27 protein-coding genes are annotated in these 18,537 nt (G+C 48.1%); all 27 read left to right on the forward strand.

Annotated elements, in window-relative coordinates:
- Positions 1–627: a hypothetical protein gene (locus tag DOD25_RS00125; protein WP_004105530.1), complete on the forward strand. Its 627-nt coding sequence runs from the start codon at positions 1–3 to the stop codon at positions 625–627.
- An 8-nt stretch (positions 628–635) separates the two neighbouring features.
- Entirely contained in the window at positions 636–2,810 is a 2,175-nt protein-coding gene (malQ, locus tag DOD25_RS00130) for a 4-alpha-glucanotransferase (RefSeq protein WP_112928492.1), read from the forward strand.
- 256 nt (positions 2,811–3,066) lie between these two features.
- On the forward strand, positions 3,067–3,516 hold the full coding sequence (gene rplM, locus DOD25_RS00140; RefSeq protein ID WP_004574093.1) for a 50S ribosomal protein L13: 450 nt from the start codon (positions 3,067–3,069) through the stop codon (positions 3,514–3,516).
- Between the two features lie 17 nt (positions 3,517–3,533).
- On the forward strand, positions 3,534–4,022 hold the full coding sequence (gene rpsI, locus DOD25_RS00145; protein ID WP_004105525.1) for a 30S ribosomal protein S9: 489 nt from the start codon (positions 3,534–3,536) through the stop codon (positions 4,020–4,022).
- Positions 4,023–4,388: 366 nt separating this feature from the next.
- Positions 4,389–7,094: a bifunctional acetaldehyde-CoA/alcohol dehydrogenase gene (gene adhE / locus DOD25_RS00155; RefSeq protein WP_004105523.1), complete on the forward strand. Its 2,706-nt coding sequence runs from the start codon at positions 4,389–4,391 to the stop codon at positions 7,092–7,094.
- Positions 7,095–7,416: 322 nt separating this feature from the next.
- Complete coding sequence (rpsJ, locus tag DOD25_RS00160) at positions 7,417–7,725, forward strand: 30S ribosomal protein S10 (protein ID WP_003808013.1); 309 nt, start codon at positions 7,417–7,419, stop codon at positions 7,723–7,725.
- A 16-nt stretch (positions 7,726–7,741) separates the two neighbouring features.
- Positions 7,742–8,392, forward strand: a complete 651-nt coding sequence (gene rplC, locus DOD25_RS00165) for a 50S ribosomal protein L3 (protein ID WP_004105519.1) — start codon at positions 7,742–7,744, stop codon at positions 8,390–8,392.
- A gap of 5 nt (positions 8,393–8,397) precedes the next feature.
- Entirely contained in the window at positions 8,398–9,063 is a 666-nt protein-coding gene (gene rplD / locus DOD25_RS00170; RefSeq protein ID WP_004105517.1) for a 50S ribosomal protein L4, read from the forward strand.
- Positions 9,064–9,068: 5 nt separating this feature from the next.
- The gene (rplW, locus tag DOD25_RS00175; RefSeq protein ID WP_004105515.1) at positions 9,069–9,365 is read left to right on the forward strand and encodes a 50S ribosomal protein L23; all 297 of its coding nucleotides are present in this window, start codon (positions 9,069–9,071) and stop codon (positions 9,363–9,365) included.
- A gap of 34 nt (positions 9,366–9,399) precedes the next feature.
- Entirely contained in the window at positions 9,400–10,230 is an 831-nt protein-coding gene (rplB, locus tag DOD25_RS00180) for a 50S ribosomal protein L2 (protein ID WP_004574091.1), read from the forward strand.
- 15 nt (positions 10,231–10,245) lie between these two features.
- The gene (gene rpsS / locus DOD25_RS00185) at positions 10,246–10,524 is read left to right on the forward strand and encodes a 30S ribosomal protein S19 (RefSeq protein WP_004114357.1); all 279 of its coding nucleotides are present in this window, start codon (positions 10,246–10,248) and stop codon (positions 10,522–10,524) included.
- A gap of 16 nt (positions 10,525–10,540) precedes the next feature.
- Positions 10,541–10,900: a 50S ribosomal protein L22 gene (gene rplV, locus DOD25_RS00190; RefSeq protein WP_004105510.1), complete on the forward strand. Its 360-nt coding sequence runs from the start codon at positions 10,541–10,543 to the stop codon at positions 10,898–10,900.
- Between the two features lie 2 nt (positions 10,901–10,902).
- Positions 10,903–11,721 (forward strand): 30S ribosomal protein S3, encoded by an 819-nt coding sequence (gene rpsC, locus DOD25_RS00195; RefSeq protein ID WP_004574090.1) that lies wholly within the window; start codon positions 10,903–10,905, stop codon positions 11,719–11,721.
- 4 nt (positions 11,722–11,725) lie between these two features.
- A complete protein-coding gene (gene rplP / locus DOD25_RS00200; RefSeq protein ID WP_004109684.1) occupies positions 11,726–12,145 on the forward strand; it encodes a 50S ribosomal protein L16 in 420 nt (139 codons plus the stop codon).
- The gene (rpmC, locus tag DOD25_RS00205; RefSeq protein ID WP_004105502.1) at positions 12,145–12,396 is read left to right on the forward strand and encodes a 50S ribosomal protein L29; all 252 of its coding nucleotides are present in this window, start codon (positions 12,145–12,147) and stop codon (positions 12,394–12,396) included. Before rplP ends, rpmC begins: the two co-directional genes overlap by 1 nt.
- Before the next feature lie 2 nt (positions 12,397–12,398).
- Positions 12,399–12,665, forward strand: coding sequence for a 30S ribosomal protein S17 (gene rpsQ / locus DOD25_RS00210; protein ID WP_004114365.1), 267 nt, complete (start codon positions 12,399–12,401; stop codon positions 12,663–12,665).
- A gap of 91 nt (positions 12,666–12,756) precedes the next feature.
- Complete coding sequence (gene rplN / locus DOD25_RS00215) at positions 12,757–13,125, forward strand: 50S ribosomal protein L14 (protein WP_004574089.1); 369 nt, start codon at positions 12,757–12,759, stop codon at positions 13,123–13,125.
- A gap of 1 nt (position 13,126) precedes the next feature.
- Positions 13,127–13,462, forward strand: a complete 336-nt coding sequence (rplX, locus tag DOD25_RS00220; RefSeq protein WP_004105501.1) for a 50S ribosomal protein L24 — start codon at positions 13,127–13,129, stop codon at positions 13,460–13,462.
- Positions 13,459–14,031: a 50S ribosomal protein L5 gene (gene rplE / locus DOD25_RS00225; protein ID WP_004109679.1), complete on the forward strand. Its 573-nt coding sequence runs from the start codon at positions 13,459–13,461 to the stop codon at positions 14,029–14,031. Before rplX ends, rplE begins: the two co-directional genes overlap by 4 nt.
- A 1-nt stretch (position 14,032) precedes the next feature.
- Positions 14,033–14,218, forward strand: a complete 186-nt coding sequence (locus DOD25_RS00230) for a type Z 30S ribosomal protein S14 (protein WP_003808046.1) — start codon at positions 14,033–14,035, stop codon at positions 14,216–14,218.
- An 86-nt stretch (positions 14,219–14,304) separates the two neighbouring features.
- Entirely contained in the window at positions 14,305–14,703 is a 399-nt protein-coding gene (gene rpsH / locus DOD25_RS00235) for a 30S ribosomal protein S8 (RefSeq protein ID WP_004105495.1), read from the forward strand.
- 16 nt (positions 14,704–14,719) lie between these two features.
- Entirely contained in the window at positions 14,720–15,259 is a 540-nt protein-coding gene (gene rplF / locus DOD25_RS00240) for a 50S ribosomal protein L6 (RefSeq protein ID WP_004105494.1), read from the forward strand.
- Position 15,260: 1 nt separating this feature from the next.
- Positions 15,261–15,632, forward strand: a complete 372-nt coding sequence (rplR, locus tag DOD25_RS00245; RefSeq protein ID WP_064340476.1) for a 50S ribosomal protein L18 — start codon at positions 15,261–15,263, stop codon at positions 15,630–15,632.
- Positions 15,629–16,357 (forward strand): 30S ribosomal protein S5, encoded by a 729-nt coding sequence (rpsE, locus tag DOD25_RS00250; RefSeq protein WP_004574087.1) that lies wholly within the window; start codon positions 15,629–15,631, stop codon positions 16,355–16,357. Before rplR ends, rpsE begins: the two co-directional genes overlap by 4 nt.
- Entirely contained in the window at positions 16,357–16,539 is a 183-nt protein-coding gene (rpmD, locus tag DOD25_RS00255; protein WP_004105491.1) for a 50S ribosomal protein L30, read from the forward strand. Before rpsE ends, rpmD begins: the two co-directional genes overlap by 1 nt.
- Before the next feature lie 2 nt (positions 16,540–16,541).
- Positions 16,542–16,997, forward strand: coding sequence for a 50S ribosomal protein L15 (rplO, locus tag DOD25_RS00260; protein ID WP_004105490.1), 456 nt, complete (start codon positions 16,542–16,544; stop codon positions 16,995–16,997).
- Positions 16,998–17,192: 195 nt separating this feature from the next.
- Positions 17,193–18,536, forward strand: coding sequence for a preprotein translocase subunit SecY (gene secY, locus DOD25_RS00265; RefSeq protein WP_004574086.1), 1,344 nt, complete (start codon positions 17,193–17,195; stop codon positions 18,534–18,536).
- Position 18,537 lies beyond the last annotated feature (1 nt).

Raw genomic sequence — 18,537 nt, forward strand, 5'->3', positions numbered from 1 at the left:
ATGGAAAAGACTAATGAAAAAACAAACACTACTGACGATTCATCTTATGAACCTTTAACTGCTGTATATGAGCATTTACGACATAGCGAAGATTCAGCTGAGCTTCATGAATTTGCTAGGAGAGAATTACCGGATCGATCAGATCAAGCGGCATTTTCTAGAGCCACTTCCTTGCTTGAAGCAGTTGCAGGTAATATCAATACTCCAGAAGAAGACCGTATTTATTTAGCTACAGAAATGCCTTTTCCAAACATATTAGTGAAACTTTCTGAAGATTCTGCTGATAAAGTGCGTTTGGCTGTTGCTGAAAATAAAAATGCTAAAAATTGGTTAGTTGGAAGACTTACTAAAGATTCATGTAATGCAGTTCGAAATGCTGCATTATGCAATCCAAAAGCTTCTTGGAAAATGCGTTTAGAGGGTGCGCAATCGGATGGCATAAGTGCTGAAACATTGAAATATTTGGCCTCCCTTGGTGTTAGTGCAGAAGAAAACGCTCCAACTGTATTAGCTTCCATGGTACGAAGAGCTGTTGCGTTAAATCCTGGTGTTCCACAAAATGTGCTGCAAGAATTATGTAACGATAAATCTGAAGATGTATCATCAGCGGCGCGCAGTCGTTGCTAACGCGAATAATGGAGCGTATGGATAATACAACAGATGAAGAAGTAGCAATGAAGCCATTACACCGTCTTGCTGAATTAATGGGCGTTGGCGTGAGTTTTATTGGTTCAGATAATCAAAAACACGAGATTCAAGATAACGTATTAGTTTCGGTTTTAGGCGCATTAGGCGTGGACGCTTCGACCAATGAGGCAATAGAAAAATCTACAAACGACGTTTTAGCGTATCGACATGGACGCATTATTGCGCCAACTATTTTGCACACTGTTGGCAAATGTGATGAAGTTACAGTTAATACGGGAATATTAGAATACCCAGTTGCAACATTGACATTGGAAAATGGTGAACAATATAAAGGCGATTTAACTATTGTTCCTAACGAAAATGATGTTGCATACCCTGTAAATGGAAAATTTGTTGCAACATCTCTTATAAAAATTCCTGAAGATGTGCCAATGGGTTATCACACATTGCGTGTGACGGTTGGTGAGCGTCAAGAAGAGGCAACACTTATTAGTGCTCCAGAAAGCATTGATACGCTTAATTCCTTGGAACCAAATGGAGAACAGCTTTGGGGATGGATGGCGCAACTTTACTCAATCCGTTCTTCAAAGTCTTGGGGCGTTGGTGATTTTGCTGATTTGGCGACTCTTCTTACTGAAGCTAAGCAAAAAACTGGTGCTGACTTTGTGCTAATAAACCCAATGCATGCAGGTGAGCCTATAACTCCGCTTACTCCATCTCCATACCTGCCGGTTGCTCGAGGAATGGTAAATGTAACGTATATTCGCCCAGAAAGTATTCCTGAGTACGAAACGTTAAACGATAAAACTCGCAAAGAAATTGAAAAGCTTCATGGACAGGTTGAGCCGCTTAACAATGACGCGCAAATAATAGACCGTGATTCCATGTGGCGTGTAAAAATGCGTGCATTGTGGCTGATTTTCAAGGCTGGTATGTCTGAAACTCGCGCTCGCGTTTTTAATGAGTTTAAGCAGGAGATGGATGACAGGCTTGAATCTTATGCTACTTGGTGCTTGTGCTATGACAAGTGGGGTGCTCCAAAGGGTGACGATTGCTGGGAGAGGACTCTTACTAAGGATTCTGATCAAGTTCGCGAATTAGCTAATCGTTTCCCAGATACTCTTGAGTTTTATCGTTGGCTTGAGTGGGTTGCTTTTACGCAATTGCATGATGCTCAAGTTGCTGCTCGTAACGCTGGTATGAAAATCGGCATTATGTCTGATATGGCTGTTGGCGTGCATCCTGCAGGATCTGAAGTTTGGTGGAATCCAGAGCGATTTGCTAACGGAGCTACTGTTGGTGCTCCGCCTGATTACTTCAATCAGCAAGGTCAAGATTGGTCTCAGCCACCTTTGCATCCATTTGAGCTTGAGCGTACTGGTTTTAAAACATACCGAGATATGGTTCATGGAATGTTTGCTTCAGCAGGCGCTGTTCGCATCGACCATATTCTTGGACTTTTCCGCTTATGGTGGATTCCAGAAGGTTCAGCTCCAAGTGGCGGTGCTTATGTTTACTACGATGCTGATATTATGCTTGGCATTTTGGCAATTGAAGCCGCTCGCGCTCACGGTGTAGTTGTTGGCGAAGATTTGGGTGTTTTGCCTGCAAATGCTTTGGAAGTGTTGCGCAAGAAGGCTGTGCTTGGTTGCACGGTTGAATGGTTCGAAGAGCGTGACGGCGAATTCCGCACTCCAGACAAGTGGCGCGAAATGACGCTTGCATCTGTAAATACGCATGATTTGCCTCCTGCTGCCGGCTATTTGCGCTATGAACAGGTTAATATTCGTGAGCGTTTGCACTTGCTTACTGGTTCTGTTGAAGAATTCCGCGCTGGCGCTGAGGCAGAGCATCGCGCTATGATGCGAATGTTGGTCAAAGGTGGTTATTTGGATGCTCAGTTGCTTGAAGATGAGGATGCTCATACTCAGGAGATTATTGAGGCATTGTATCGCGCTTTGAAGGATGCTCCTTCGCGTTTGCTTGCTGCTTCTTTGGTTGATGCAGTTGGAGAGTATCGTACGCAAAATCAGCCTGGAACGAATGACGAGTATCCAAATTGGCGTATTCCGTTAGCTGATGGTGAAGGCAATCCTGTGTCTTTGGACAATATGTTTGATTTGCCTAGAGTGCGGTCGCTTTCAGCAATTATGAACGCGTGACGTTTTGCGATTCGTTTTGCGATTCGTTTTGTAATTCGTTTTGTAATTCGTCGCAGCCTTATATAAAATATACATTTGCAAGTAGTCGCCACTTGGCGATATACTTGCAGATTGTTGTGTTTCCCTAAGGGGTCCTTCAAAGCGCTTTTCCCACTCGCCATCGAGGACTTTCAGGGAGCCCACGGATTATGAGTAAAATATTTTCTATAAACCAAGAAAATATACGCTCGAAACACAATAGAGAAAAGGTACGATTGTGAAGACTTTCACACCGAAACCAGCAGATTTAACTCATGACTGGTACATCATCGATGCCACTGACGTGGTACTTGGTCGTTTGGCCTCTCAGGTAGCAATCTTGCTGCGTGGTAAGAATAAGCCAACGTTTGCTCCTCATGCTGATTCTGGCAATCACGTTATTATTATTAACGCTGAAAAGATTGCTTTGACTGGCAATAAGTTGAGCAAGGAACTGTATTCCCACTCTGGTCGTCCAGGCGGCCTTCGTCGTGATAGCTATGCAGAGCTTTTGGAGAGGAATCCAAAGCGTATTATCATGACTGCCGTTAAGGGCATGCTTCCAAAGAATCGTCTTGCTAAGGTGCAGCTTGACCGTCTTCGTGTGTTCACCGGCGCTGAGCATCCGCACACTTCGCAGAAGCCACAGGTCTTCGAGATCGCTCAGGTCTCTCAGCAGGCTAAGTGAGATCAAGGAGAATAGATATGGCAGAAAATAACAACTCCGCGGTTCTTGAGAACGAAGAAGAACTGACTAGCTACACCACTGAAACCAATGCTGGTGCAGGCACTGGTACTTCCGCCATCGAGCCAGGCTATGGCACTGGTCGTCGTAAGGAAGCTGTTGCTCGCGTGCGCTTGGTTCCTGGCTCCGGCAAGTGGACTATCAATGGTCGCACTTTGGAGGAGTACTTCCCATCTCGTTTGTTGCAGCGCGAAGTGAATTCACCAATCGTGTTGCTCAAGCTTGAAGGCAAGTTTGATGTTGTAGTCCTCGTTGACGGTGGTGGTACCACTGGTCAAGCTGGTGCTATTCGTTTGGGTGTTGCTCGTGCATTGAATGCTATCGATCGCGATGCAAACCGTGTTGCTTTGAAGAAGGCTGGCTTCTTGACCCGCGACGCTCGCGTTGTGGAACGCAAGAAGGCTGGTTTGCACAAGGCACGTCGTGCACCTCAGTTCTCGAAGCGTTAAGTTTCGCGAATTTATATTTGCAAATGGCTCCTGGTTTTGCTGGGAGCCATTTTTTGTATTTTTTATTATTTATTAAATTAAATTAAATTTGTTGAGTAAATGTTATAAATAGTGTGCAACTAGCCGTTAAAATTGACATTCTAGAAAATTTATCTATTAATTGAACATAAATTATTACAAATAAGAACAAATAACGAACAATAGAGGATAAAGCTCGCTCATAAATAGCGCAACTCGCTTCAAAGATGCGAAAGTACAGCAAAGAGGCTAAATTGTGACTTGTATCACATATTTAGCGGTGAATACTAAATTAGTCTGCTCATAAGTCTATTGGTACCGCTGGTGGAACTATCGAGGAGGATACTCATGGTTGAGGCACAACACCAAGCCGAGACTGGCAAAACTGCTAGTGCTGATGACGTTGCGTTAGCTGCTCAAAATGAAGTTGATCAACTTGTTGAAAAAGCAACTGTCGCTTTGAATGAGTTTGAAAAGCTTAATCAGCAGCAAATCGATCATATTGTTGCTAAAGCTTCAGTGGCAGCGTTGAATAAACATTTGGTTCTTGCAAAGATGGCTGTCGACGAAACAGGTCGTGGCCTAGTAGAAGACAAAGCTACAAAAAATATCTTTGCATGCGAACATATTACGCATTATCTAGCAGGTCAAAAAACAGTTGGTATTATTCGCGAGGACGATGTTCTCGGAATTGACGAAATAGCTGAACCGGTTGGTATTGTTGCAGGCGTAACTCCAGTTACTAACCCAACTTCTACAGCTATTTTTAAGTCGCTTATTGCACTTAAGACTCGTTGTCCAATTATTTTTGGATTCCATCCTTTTGCGCAAAAGTGCTCTTCTGAAGCAGCTCGAATTGTTCGCGATGCTGCTGTGGCTGCTGGTGCGCCAAAAGATTGCATTCAGTGGATTGAGCATCCTTCAATTGAAGCTACCGGTGCATTGATGAAACATCCAAAGATCGCAACTATTCTTGCAACAGGCGGTCCTGGAATGGTTAAGGCAGCGTATTCTTCAGGAAAACCTGCTCTTGGTGTGGGTGCAGGAAATGCTCCTGCATATGTCGATAGTGACGTTGATATTGTGCGCGCTGCAAACGATTTGATTCTTTCAAAGCATTTTGATTACGGAATGATTTGTGCAACAGAGCAAGCAATTATTGCGCATAAGGATGTGTATGAGCCATTACTTCGCGAATTGAAGCGCAGGAAAGCATATTTTGTTAATGCTGACGAAAAAGCTAAGCTTGAACAATATATGTTTGGATGCACTGCATATTCTGGAAATACACCAAAACTTAATTCCGTTGTTCCTGGTAAGTCTCCGCAATATATTGCGCACGAAGCTGGATTTGAAATTCCAGATGATGCTGTGATTTTGGTTGCAGAGTGCAAAGAAGTTGGCGAAATGGAGCCGCTTACTATGGAAAAGCTCGCTCCTGTACACGCAATGCTTCGTGCAGAAAATAAGGAACAAGGCTTCAAGATGTGCGAGCAGATGCTTGTACATGGAGCTGGTCACACTGCTGTAATTCACACAAATAATCAAGATCTTGTGCGCGAATATGGTGTCCGCATGCATGCTTGCAGAATTGTTTGGAATTCTCCTGGATCTCTTGGTGGTGTTGGAGACATTTACAACGCGATTGCTCCTTCGCTTACTCTTGGATGCGGATCTTATGGTGGAAATTCCGTTTCCGGCAACGTACAAGCTATAAATCTTCTTAATATTAAGCGTATTGCACGAAGGAATAATAATATGCAATGGTTCAAGATTCCGGCTAAAACTTATTTTGAGCCGAATGCTATTCGTTATTTGAGGGATATGTACGGCGTTGAGCGCGCAGTTATTGTGTGCGATAAGGTTATGGAGCAACTTGGCGTAGTCGATAAGATTGTTGATCAGCTTCGTGCTCGAGATAATCGCGTTAGCTTCCGTATTATTGATTACGTTGAGCCTGAGCCAAGCGTTGAAACAGTTGAGCGTGGGGCTGCAATGATGCGTGACGAATTCCAGCCAGACACAATTATTGCTGTTGGTGGTGGTTCGCCAATGGATGCTTCTAAGATTATGTGGCTTATGTATGAGCATCCGGAGATTTCTTTCGCTGATTTGCGAGAAAAGTTCTTCGATATTCGTAAACGCGCATTTAAGATTCCGCCTCTTGGCAGCAAAGCTAAGCTTGTTTGCATTCCAACTTCTTCCGGAACTGGTTCTGAAGTTACGCCTTACGCTGTTATTACAGATCACAAGACTGGATACAAGTATCCTATTACGGACTACGCTTTGACTCCAACGGTCGCAATAGTCGATCCTGTTTTGGCTCGTACGCAGCCGCGTCGATTGGCATGCGATTCTGGTTTTGATGCCTTAACTCATGCTATGGAAGCTTATGTTTCTGTTTACGCAAATGATTTTACGGATGCTATGGCTTTGCATGCTTCGAAACTTATTTGGGAAAATCTCAACGATTCTGTGAATTGCGAAGATTCTCAGCGCAAGGTTGAAGCGCAAGAAAAAATGCATAATGCAGCTACTATGGCTGGAATGGCGTTTGGTTCTGCATTCTTAGGAATGTGCCACGCTATGGCTCATACTATTGGTGCTTTGTGCCACGTTGTACACGGTCATACAAACGCAATTTTGCTGCCTTACGTTATTCGCTATAACGGTCAAATTCCGCAAGAGCCAACTAGCTGGCCAAAGTACAACCGCTATATTGCTCTTGAGAGATATCAGGAGATCGCTAAGAATCTCGGTGTAGATCCTGGTAAAACCCCTGAAGAAGGCGTTGAAAATCTTGCTCGTGCTGTTGAAGAGTATCGAAATGAAAAGCTTGGAATGGACGCTTCGTTTAAGGCTTGTGGCGTAGACGAAGAGTACTACTGGTCGATACTTGACAATATTGGCATGCGTGCTTACGAAGATCAGTGTGCGCCTGCAAATCCTCGTATTCCGCAAATTGAGGATATGAAGGATATTGCTATTGCTGCATATTATGGTGTTTCTCAAGAAGAAGGCCATCGTATGCGTTTGGAGCGTGAAGCGGCGTAATTATTTGCGTATTTAGTTAATAATGGCAGAAGCTCAACTAATTGTAGTTTCTGCCATTTTTTGTTGGAAAATAGCCGACACGCCCGGTTTTTAATAATCGAAGGTTGATGGTTTAATTACTTAGTTGCCTGTTTTAAGGCTCGCATATTGTAATTAAAAAAAGCGAGCGCGGAAGCAAAAACTTTGAATCGAAATCTTTTTGTATGAATAGGTTTTTGATGCCGCGCACTGATGTGGAATTACCCTAGGGGTTTATTCTCGCCGGTGCCCTTGAATTCAGGTTGGTAAACAGTAAACGAATCGCTAGAAAGGGCGGACGGCAATGGCGGGACAGAAAATCCGCATCAGGCTTAAGTCCTATGACCATGAGGTCATCGACCAATCGGCGAAGAAAATCGTCGAGACGGTGACGAACGCGGGCGCCACAGTAGTGGGTCCGGTTCCTCTGCCGACCGAGAAGAACGTGTTTGTTGTTATCCGTTCTCCTCATAAATACAAGGATTCTCGCGAGCATTTCGAGATGCGCACTCATAAGCGCCTCATTGACATCGTAGATCCAACGCCAAAGGCTGTGGATTCTTTGATGCACATTGACCTGCCTGCGGATGTAAACATCGAGATCAAGCTGTAGGAAGGGGGAGAAAGTAATGTCGCAGAATAAGAATCGCACTGCATTGCTCGGCCGCAAGCTGGGTATGTCGCAGGTTTGGGATGAAAACGGCTTCTTCGTCCCCGTAACTCTGGTTGAAGTTGCTACTAACGTAGTTACCGCTGTAAAGACTGTAGAGTCTGACGGTTATTGCGCAGTACAGCTCGGTTATGGCCAGATTGATCCTACCAAGGTGACTAAGCCATTGGCTGGTCATTTTGCAAAGGCTGGTGTAACTCCTCGTCGTCACCTCGCTGAGGTGCGCACCGAGAACGCAGCAGATTATCAGCCAGGTCAGGAATTGACTGCTGAATTGTTCGCTGAGGGTTCTGAAGTAGATGTCACTGGCACTACCAAGGGTAAGGGCTTTGCTGGCACTATCAAGCGTTGGGGCTTCAAGTCCTATCGCCGTACTCACGGCTCGCACAAGAACGAACGTCGCCCAGGTTCTGTGGGCGCTTGCGCAACTCCAAGCCGCATTTTGAAGGGCAAGCGTATGGCTGGTCGCATGGGTCATGTGACTTCCACCGCGCTTAACCTCACAATCGTTTCTTCGGATGTCGAGAACGGCATTCTCGCTATTAAGGGCGCTGTTCCAGGTCCTAAGGGCGCAATCGTTCTCGTCCGTTCGGCAGTGAAGGGAGCCTGATAATTATGGCAAACGTAACTCTGAACGTCACTGATACTAAGGGCAATGCAAGCGGAACCGTTGAAGCTCCTGCTGAAATTTTCGGCATCTCCAACGAAGACGTTTTAGCTCACGGTCCACTGGTTCATCAGGTCGTAATCGCTCAGCTTGCTGCTGCTCGTCAGGGCACCCATGCTGTGAAGAATCGTGCTAATGTTTCCGGCGGCGGTAAGAAGCCATGGAAGCAGAAGGGCACCGGTCGTGCTCGCCAGGGTTCCATTCGTGCTCCTCAGTGGGTACATGGTGGCGTTGTTCACGGTCCAGTTCCTCGTAAGTACGATCAGCGCACCCCGAAGAAGATGAAGGCAGCTGCTCTTCGCTACGTTCTTTCGGATCGTGCAAATGCTGGACGTATTGCTGTAGTTGACTTTGGTATTAAGGATGTTCCATCCACCAAGACAGCTGTTGCAGCACTTACTCCTGTGACCAATAACCAATTCACTACTGTTGTTCTTTCTCGTGAGAACATCAATGAGTGGATGTCTGTACGCAACATTCCAACTGTTCACGTGATCTTCGCTGATCAGCTCAACACTTACGATGTTGTTACAGCTCAGTACGTCGTCTTCTCCAAGGAAGGCTTCGAAGCCTTCGTTGCTGCTAAGACCGAGCCTGTCGTTAAGGAGGCCTGATTTAAATGGTCGCAGTCCATAACCCAGCACATGACGTAATTCTTAAGCCAGTTGTTTCTGAAAAAAGTTACGCAGCTTCTGATCGTGGTCAGTACACTTTCGTAGTGGCTCCAGATGCTAACAAGGTTCAGATCAAGCAGGCTATCGAAGAAATCTTCAAGGTCAAGGTGACAAACGTTAACACTTTGAACCGCGCTGGCAAGTTGAAGCGCTCTCGCACCGGTTTCGGCCGTCGTGTGAACCAGAAGCGTGCTATTGTCACCGTGGCTGAAGGTCAAACGATTGACATCTTTGGTAACTGAAGGCTAGCCGAGAAAAGTAAAGGAATACTATATTATGGCTATCCGCGTTTATAAGCCGACGACTGCAGGCCGTCGTAACGCTTCGGTTTCGGATTTTGCCGAGATCACGCGTTCTACGCCTGAAAAGTCGCTGGTACGCAAACTCAGCAAGACTGGTGGTCGTAACTCTTACGGCCGCATGACTTCTCGCCATCGCGGCGGCGGTCACAAGCGTCAGTATCGTCTCATCGACTTCAAGCGTTGGGACAAGGATGGCGTGCCAGCAAAGGTCGCTCATATTGAGTATGACCCTAATCGTTCCGCTCGCATCGCTTTGTTGCATTACGCAGACGGTGAGAAGCGTTACATTATCGCTCCTGAAGGCGTTGCCCAGGGTGATGTTATTGAGACCGGCGCTCAGGCTGATATTAAGCCAGGCAACAACCTGCCTCTGAAGAATATCCCAACCGGTACCGTGGTTCACGCAATTGAACTTCGTCCACTTGGTGGTGCGAAGATTGCTCGTTCCGCTGGTGCCGCTGTTCAGCTCGTCGCTAAGGATGGTGCTTATGCGCAGTTGCGTATGCCGTCTGGCGAAATTCGTAACGTGGACGCTCGTTGCCGCGCTACTGTTGGCGAAGTAGGTAACTCCGATCACGCCAATATCGAGCTTGGTAAGGCAGGTCGCGCACGTTGGCTTGGTCGTAGACCAATCACCCGAGGCGAATCCATGAACCCTGTGGACCATCCACATGGTGGTCGCACCCGTGGTGGTAAGCCACCAGTTTCTCCATGGGGCAAGGGTGAGGTTCGTACACGTCGTCCAAAGAAGGCTTCGAACAAGATGATTGTTCGTCGTCGCCCGAATGGTAAGAACCGCAAGTAAGGGAGTGTCGAATAGATGACTCGTAGCATCAAGAAGGGCCCTTTCGTCGACGCCCACTTGCAGAAGAAAGTCGACGAGCAAAACGACAAGGGTACGCACAATGTCATTAAGACTTGGTCGCGTCGTTCGATGATCACTCCTGATTTCATTGGACACACCTTTGCCGTACATGATGGCCGCAAGCATGTGCCGGTATTCGTTACCGAAGCCATGGTTGGTCATAAGCTCGGTGAGTTCGCCCCGACCAAGACCTTTAAGGGTCACGTGAAGGACGACAAAAAGGCACGCCGCTAAAGGAGAGTTAGGACACATGGAAGCTAAAGCAATCGCTCGTCACGTCCGCGTGACGCCGCGCAAGGCTCGCCGCATGGTCGACCTCATCCGAGGCAAGCGTGCAAGCGAAGCTATTACCATTTTGAAGTTTGCTCCTCAGGACGCATCATTGCCGGTGCGCAAGGTTCTTGAAAGCGCGATCGCTAACGCTCGCGTTAAGGCTGAAAAAGCCGGTGAACCATTCCGTGAGCAGGACTTGGTCATCAAGGAAACCTATGTGGACGAGGGTGTAACGCTTAAGCGTTTCCGTGCTCGTGCACAGGGTCGCGCTGCGCGCATTAACAAGCGCACAAGCCATATCACTGTTATCGTCTCGCTTAAGGAAGGAGCCCGCTAAAGATGGGTCAGAAGATCAATCCTTTCGGCTATCGCCTGGGCATCACCGAGAATCATCGCTCTAAGTGGTTCTCTGACTCCAACAAAGCTGGCGAGCGTTATCGTGACTTCGTCCTTGAGGATGACAAGATTCGCAAGGAAATGAGCCATGACCTCGAGCGTGCTGGCGTATCTCGTATCGTTATCGAGCGCACTCGTGATCGCGTTCGTGTAGATATTCACACTGCTCGTCCGGGTATTATCATCGGTCGTCGTGGCGCTGAAGCTGAGCGCGTTCGCGCAAAGCTCGAGAAGCTCACAGGCAAGCAAGTACAGCTCAACATCTTCGAAGTGAAGAATGCTGCACTTGACGCTCAGTTGGTTGCTCAGGGAATTGCGGAGCAGTTGACAAACCGTGTTACATTCCGTCGTGCTATGCGTAAGGCACAGCAAGATGCAATGCGTGCAGGTGCCAAGGGTATCCGTATCAAGCTCTCCGGTCGCCTTGGTGGCGCCGAAATGAGCCGCTCTGAGTTCTATCGCGAGGGTCGCGTTCCACTGCAGACTCTTCGTGCCTTGATTGATTACGGCTTCTTTGAAGCTAAGACCACATACGGCCGTATCGGCGTAAAGGTCTGGATCTACAAGGGTGATATGACCGAGCGTGAGTTCGAAGAGCAGCAGGCTCAGCAGGGTAAGCGTGAAGGTCGTCGTGGTGGCGATCGTCGTCCACGTCGTGGCGCACGTCCTGCTAACCAGCAGAAGGCTGCTGAAGCACAGGCTGAAAAGCCAGCTGAAGCTGCAGCTGCTGAAGCTCCTGCCGCAACGGAAACGAAGGAGTGAGCAGATGCTTATCCCAAAGAGGACTAAATATCGTAAGCAGCACCGTCCTACCCGTAGCGGCATGTCTAAGGGTGGCACCGAGATCGCTTTCGGCGATTTTGGTATTCAGGCGCTGGCTCCGGCTTACATCACTAACCGACAGATCGAGGCAGCTCGTATCGCAATGACTCGCTACATTAAGCGTGGCGGTCGTGTGTGGATTACGATCTTCCCAGATCGTCCATTAACCAAGCACCCGCTTGGTGCGCGAATGGGTTCCGGTAAGGGTGCTCCAGAATTCTGGATTGCCAACATCCACCCAGGACGCGTAATGTTCGAGATCGGTGGTGTTTCTGAGGACATCGCTCGCGAGGCCTTGCGCCGCGCTATCGATAAGCTCCCAATGAAATGCCGTGTTATTGCGCGTGAAGGCGGTGACATCTGATGCCAGTCGGAACTGCAGACTACACCATCAAGAATTTGAACGAGAAGACAAATGCTGAGATCGAAGGCTTCTTGAAGAAGTCTAAGGAAGAGCTATTTAACTTGCGCTTCCAGGCAGCAACTGGTCAACTCGAAAACAGCGCTCGCCTCAAGGCGGTCAAGCACGACATTGCCAGGATGTATACTATCCTGCGTGAGCGTGAACTCGGCATCAGCCAAGAGCCTGGCGCCACTGAGGTCAAGGAGAAGTAAGCATGGCTGAGAACCAAGAGCGCAACTTCCGCAAGGTTCGTCGCGGCTACGTCGTGTCCGAGGCCATGGACAAGACAATCGCCGTTGAGCTGGAGCAGCGTTCGACACACCCGCTTTACGGTAAAGTCGTTCGCTCCACCCGCAAGGTCAAAGCCCATGATGAACACAATGAGGCACATATTGGCGACCTCGTGAGTATTATGGAAACTCGGCCACTGAGCAAGACCAAGCGTTGGCGTCTCGACTCGATTATCGAGCGCGCCAAGTAAACAAGTTCGGCAAGGCTCCGCGCTTCACCTGTGTCTGCTACTGTGGTAGACACAGGTGAGTGGGGAGAACCAGCTCGGCTAAGGAGAATCAATGATTCAGCAGGAAACGCGGCTTCATGTCGCCGACAACACGGGTGCTAAGGAGTTACTTGCCATCCGCGTGCTCGGTGGATCGAAGCGACGCTATGCCGGCATCGGCGACATCATCGTCGCCTCCGTCAAGGACGCGATCCCTGGCGGGTCGGTCAAGAAAGGCGACGTAGTTAAGGCTGTCGTCGTCCGTACTGTCAAGGAACATCGCCGTGTCGATGGTTCCTATATTAAGTTCGATGAGAACGCCGCCGTAATTCTCGGCTCCGGTCGTGAACCAAAAGGCACTCGTATCTTCGGACCAGTCGGTCGTGAATTGCGCGATCAGCGCTTCATGAAGATTGTGTCCCTTGCTCCGGAGGTGATCTGATATGGTAGCCAAGATTAAGTCCGGCGACCAGGTGAAGGTCATTCGCGGCAAGGATCGCGGTAAGGAAGGCAAAGTAGTTCGTGTACTAGCCGATGACCGTTTGATCGTAGAAGGCGTTCAGGTCGTTAAGAAGCACGTTCGCGCCACCCAGCAGGGTCAGCAGGCGGGCATTGTTTCGGTTGAGGCTCCAATCCATCGCTCTAATGTGATGGTTATTGATCCAGAGACCAAGCAGCCTACACGCGTTGGCGTGATTGTTAAGCAAGAGGCTCGTGACGGCAAGGTTAAGACCGTGCGCGTGCGTGTCGCCAAGAAGTCCGGAAAGGAGCTGGCATGACCGATACTACAGTTGAGTTGCCGGCAACTCCGCGCTTAAAGCAACAATACAAGGATGAAATCGTACCAGCCTTGGAGAAAGAATTCGGCCACACTAATCCTATGCAGGTGGCTCGCGTGCAGAAGGTTGTCGTCTCTATGGGCGTCGGCGCTGCAGCTCGTGATTCTAAGCTCATCGAAGGTGCGATTAAGGATCTCACTTTGATTGCCGGCCAGAAGCCAAAGGTAACTAAGGCAAAGAAGTCTGTCGCTCAGTTCCATTTGCGCGAAGGTCAGGCTATCGGTGCTTACGTAACTCTTCGTGGCGATCGTATGTGGGAATTCTTGGATCGTTTGCTCACTCTGGCTTTGCCTCGTATCCGCGATTTCCGTGGTATCAATGGCAACCAGTTTGACGGTCAGGGTAATTACAACTTTGGTCTTACGGAACAGTCTATGTTCCATGAGATCGATCCTGACTCGATTGATCATCAGCGTGGTATGGACATCACCGTGGTGACTACCACCAAGGACGATGTGGAGGCCAAGTCTTTGCTTAAGCACCTCGGTTTCCCATTCAAGGAGAACTGAAATGGCAAAAACCGCTCTGAAAAACAAGGCGGCCGCCAAGCCGAAGTTCAAGGTACGCGCTTATACGCGTTGCCAGGTTTGTGGTCGTCCTCACTCCGTGTATCGCAAGTTCGGTCTGTGCCGCATCTGCCTTCGTGAGAAGGCTCATCGCGGTGAGTTGCCGGGTGTTACGAAGTCCAGTTGGTAAATATCGACGCTGAAGGTCCACTGCTTGAAGACAAAGTTCTCATATAGAGGCGGTGGAAACCACGGCGAGAAAGGGCGTTAGCCCACATGACAATGACAGATCCAATCGCAGACATGTTGACACGTCTGCGTAATGCGAGCGCGGCAAAGCACGATACCGTGGAAATGCCGTACTCCAAATTCAAGGCGAATATCGCCGAGATTCTGAAGCACGAAGGCTATATTAAGGACTTCGCTGCTAAGGAAGCTAAGGTTGGACAGACGTTGGAAATTACGTTGAAGTATGGCTCCAATGGCCAGCGTTCTATCCAAGGCATCAAGCGCATTTCTAAGCCAGGCTTGCGTCGTTACGCAAAGTCTGATGCTTTGCCAATGCCTCTTGGTGGCCTCGGTATTGCTATTATCTCGACCAGCTCGGGATTGTTGACTCAGAAGGAATGCCTCGATCGAGGCATTGGCGGCGAAATCGTCGCCTACGTATGGTGAGAAAGGAGAGCTGAAGATGGCATCGCATATTGGTAAGCTCCCCGTCGACATTCCTGCAGGCGTGGAAGTAAAGATTGAAGGTCAGTCCTTCAGCGTCAAAGGCGCTAAGGGTTCTGATTCTTATGAAATTCCAGAGGGAATCACCGCAGCAGTCGCTGACAATCAGATTGTTCTGACTCCAGTTGACGATTTGCGCCCAACTCGTGCAAAGCATGGTTTGGCTCGCGCAATTGTTGCTTCTATGGTGAAGGGTGTGCATGACGGCTACACCAAGACTTTGGATATTGTCGGTACCGGTTATCGTGCAGTGATGAAGGGCAAGGGCATTGAGTTCTCGCTCGGTTATTCTCACACTATTACCGTTCAACCACCGGCAGGTATTGAGTTCGAGTTGCCAAATCCTAACCAGGTAATCGTAAAGGGCACCGATAAGCAGACTGTTGGCCAGGTTGCTGCTAACATTCGTAAGCTTCGTGCTCCAGAACCTTACAAGGGTAAGGGTATTAAGTACACCGATGAACGTATCCTGCGCAAGGCTGGAAAGGCTGGTAAGTGATATGAGCGTTAAGATTTTCGGTAAGGGTACCAAAGTCGCACGTTTGCGTCGTCACGCCCGTCTTCGTAAGCACATTGCCGGCACAGCTGAACGTCCTCGTTTAGTTGTTTCCCGTTCTAACCGTCATATGGTTGCTCAGATTGTGGATGATACCAAGGGAATTACTTTGGTAAGCGCTTCCACTTTGACTGCTGACTTCGCTGGTTTCACTGGCACGAAGACTGAAGCTGCAACCAAGGTTGGCGAATTAGTAGCGGCTAAGGCGAAGGAAGCGGGTATCACCGCTGTAGTCTTCGACCGTGGCGGTAACAAATATCATGGTCGCGTCGCAGCAGTGGCTGAAGGCGCCCGTCAGGGAGGTCTGGCACTGTGAGCGACAACGAAAAGGAAACCCAAGTGGCTGAAGAAACTCAGAACACTCAGGCATCCGCTGAGGAGCGTAACGATGATCGTCGTTCTCGCCGTAACAAGGGCGAGGGTAAACGCGGCGAACGTCGTAATCGTCGTGAAGAAAACCGTGGCGAAGAGCTTCTGGATCGCGTAGTTACTATTAACCGTGTTTCCAAGACCCACAAGGGTGGTCGTACCTTTAGCTTTGCAGCACTTGTTGTTGTTGGCGACGGTAAGGGCACTGTTGGTGTTGGTTACGGCAAGTCTCGCGAAGTTCCAGCTGCTATTGCTAAGGGTCAGCTTGACGCTAAGAAGCATATGTTCACTGTTCCACGCATTCGTGGTACCGTCACTCATCCAGTGCTCGGTCACGATGCTGCTGGTACTGTGTTGCTCCGTCCAGCTGCTCCAGGTACTGGTGTAATTGCTGGTGGTGCTGTGCGCGCTGTTATGGAATGCGCCGGCATTACGGACATCCTCACCAAGTCCATGGGCTCTGCAACTGCTGTAAACGTAGTGCGTGCTACTGTGGACGCTTTGAAGAAGCTCGAAGAGCCAGAAGAGATTTCTGCTCGTCGTGGTCTTTCTCTTGAGGAAGTCGCTCCTGATGCTTTGCTCCGTGAGCGTGCTGCCGGCATTGCCGAAGCTCGCAAGGCTCGCGAAGAAGCTCAGGCCGCCAAGGCATCTGAAGCAAAGGATGGTGAGTGATGTCAAATTTGAAGATCACTCTGGTGCATGGTTTAGTTCATACAACTGAGCGCCAGCGCGCGAATGTTCATACGCTCGGCCTTCATAAGATTGGTCACAGCGTAGTTCGCGAGGACACCCCCGTCAATCGTGGCTTGGTTATGGCCGTTCGCCACTTGGTGAGCGTCGAGGAGGTCGACTGATTATGGCTAACGAAGAACCAATGCTGCATATGCACACGTTGCGTCCAGCTCCAGGAGCTAAGAAGGATCGCATCCGTGTAGGTCGTGGTGAAGGCTCTAAGGGTAAGACCTCAGGTCGTGGTGATAAGGGCACAAAGAAGCGTTATCAGGTTCGTCCTGGCTTCGAAGGTGGCCAGCTCCCACTGTACATGCGCTTGCCTAAGTTGCGTGGCTTCAAGAGTCCTTTCAAGAAGGAATTCCAAGTCGTCAACGTTGCAGATCTTGCTGAACTTTTCCCAAAGGGTGGCGAGGTTACTGTAGCTGACCTTATTACTAAGGGCGCTGTACGTGATGGCTATCCTGTGAAGGTTCTTGGTGATGGTGAATTAACTGTTGCCTTGACTCTTAAGGGTATGAAAGCTTCTGCTTCTGCTAAGGCAAAGGTTGAGGCTGCCGGCGGCTCCATCAGCGAAGAGTAGTTAAAGGCTACTTAAAGCTTGATGCAGTTATAAATCTGTGATAGTCCCTCTAGCATTGTCTAGAGGGACTATTTTTATCACCAAAACTCACCAATAACCTATTTCAGTAGGTACCGTGGGTTAAACTATTGCCTCAGAGTTTGTTTTTTGCACTGTTGCGCCTAGGAGTGCGCGAAAAAAGGGAGGAAGACCCAGGTGAAAACGTTAATCCAGGCCTTCAGGACGAAGGAGTTGAGGAACAAGATCCTCTTCGTCTTCGCTATGATAATTATTTATCGTATTGGTTCATTTATTCCGATTCCGGGTGTGGACTATAAAGTTGTGCATGCTTGCACTGTTAAATTAGCTTCATCGAGCGAGAACTTTATTGGGTTAGTTAACTTGTTCTCAGGTGGCTCGCTGTTGCAGCTTTCTATTTTTGCTTTGGGTGTTATGCCTTACATCACTGCTTCCATTGTGATTCAGCTTTTGCGCGTGGTTATTCCTCGCTTTGAAGCTCTTCATAAGGAAGGTCAGTCTGGAGAAACAAAGCTTACGCAGTACACGCGTTATCTAACTATTGGATTGGCAATTTTGCAATCTACTACGATTTTGGTAACAGCACGTACGGGTGCTTTGTTTAATTATCAGTGCGGAAATAATATTATTCCAGACGGAAGCATGTGGAGCCTTATTGTCATGGTTTTGATCATGACTGGCGGTACTGGTCTTATTATGTGGATGGCAGAACTCATCACCGATAAGGGTATCGGTCAAGGCATGTCTGTCTTAATCTTTATGTCTATTTGCTCTGGCTTCTTGCCAAAGCTTTGGGAAATTGGTTGGGGCACCAACGGTTCTAATGGCGATTGGAATAAGTTCGCTATTGTTGGTGGCGTTTTGATTGTTATCCTCATATTTGTTGACTTTGTTGAGCTTGCTCAACGTCGTATTCCTGTGCAGTATACGCGCCGCATGATTGGCCGAAAAATGTATGGTGGCTCTTCGACTTATTTGCCATTAAAGGTGAATATGAGTGGTGTTATCCCACCAATCTTTGCTTCGTCAATTCTTGCTGTTCCTACTCTTATTGCCCAGTTTGGAGATAAGAGCAAGGCTTGGGTGAATTGGATTGAAGCTAATTTGGCTAATTCCACTTCTGCTTGGTATATTGCGTTTTACACAGTAATGATTGTGTTCTTCTGCTTCTTCTACACAGAGATTACTTTTAATCCTGATGAGACTGCAGATAACATGAAAGAGTATGGTGGCTTCATACCAGGCATTCGCGCTGGTAGTGCTACAAGTCATTATCTTAGCTATGTTATGAACAGGTTGAATACTGTCGGTGCTATTTATTTGCTCTTTGTTGCATTGATTCCTACCGTTTTGATTATGGCTTTGCATTTGAATACAAAATTGCCATTCGGTGGTACAACAATTTTGATTATTGCTGGCGTTGGTTTGGATACGTTGCGTCAAGCAAAGGCTCAGACTGAACAATTCCAGTATGCTGGTTTCTTGTTCAAGCATGATGAGCAAAAGCAAGTATCTAAGTAAC

This window comes from Gardnerella leopoldii, assembly GCF_003293675.1.
GTDB lineage: Bacteria > Actinomycetota > Actinomycetes > Actinomycetales > Bifidobacteriaceae > Bifidobacterium > Bifidobacterium leopoldii.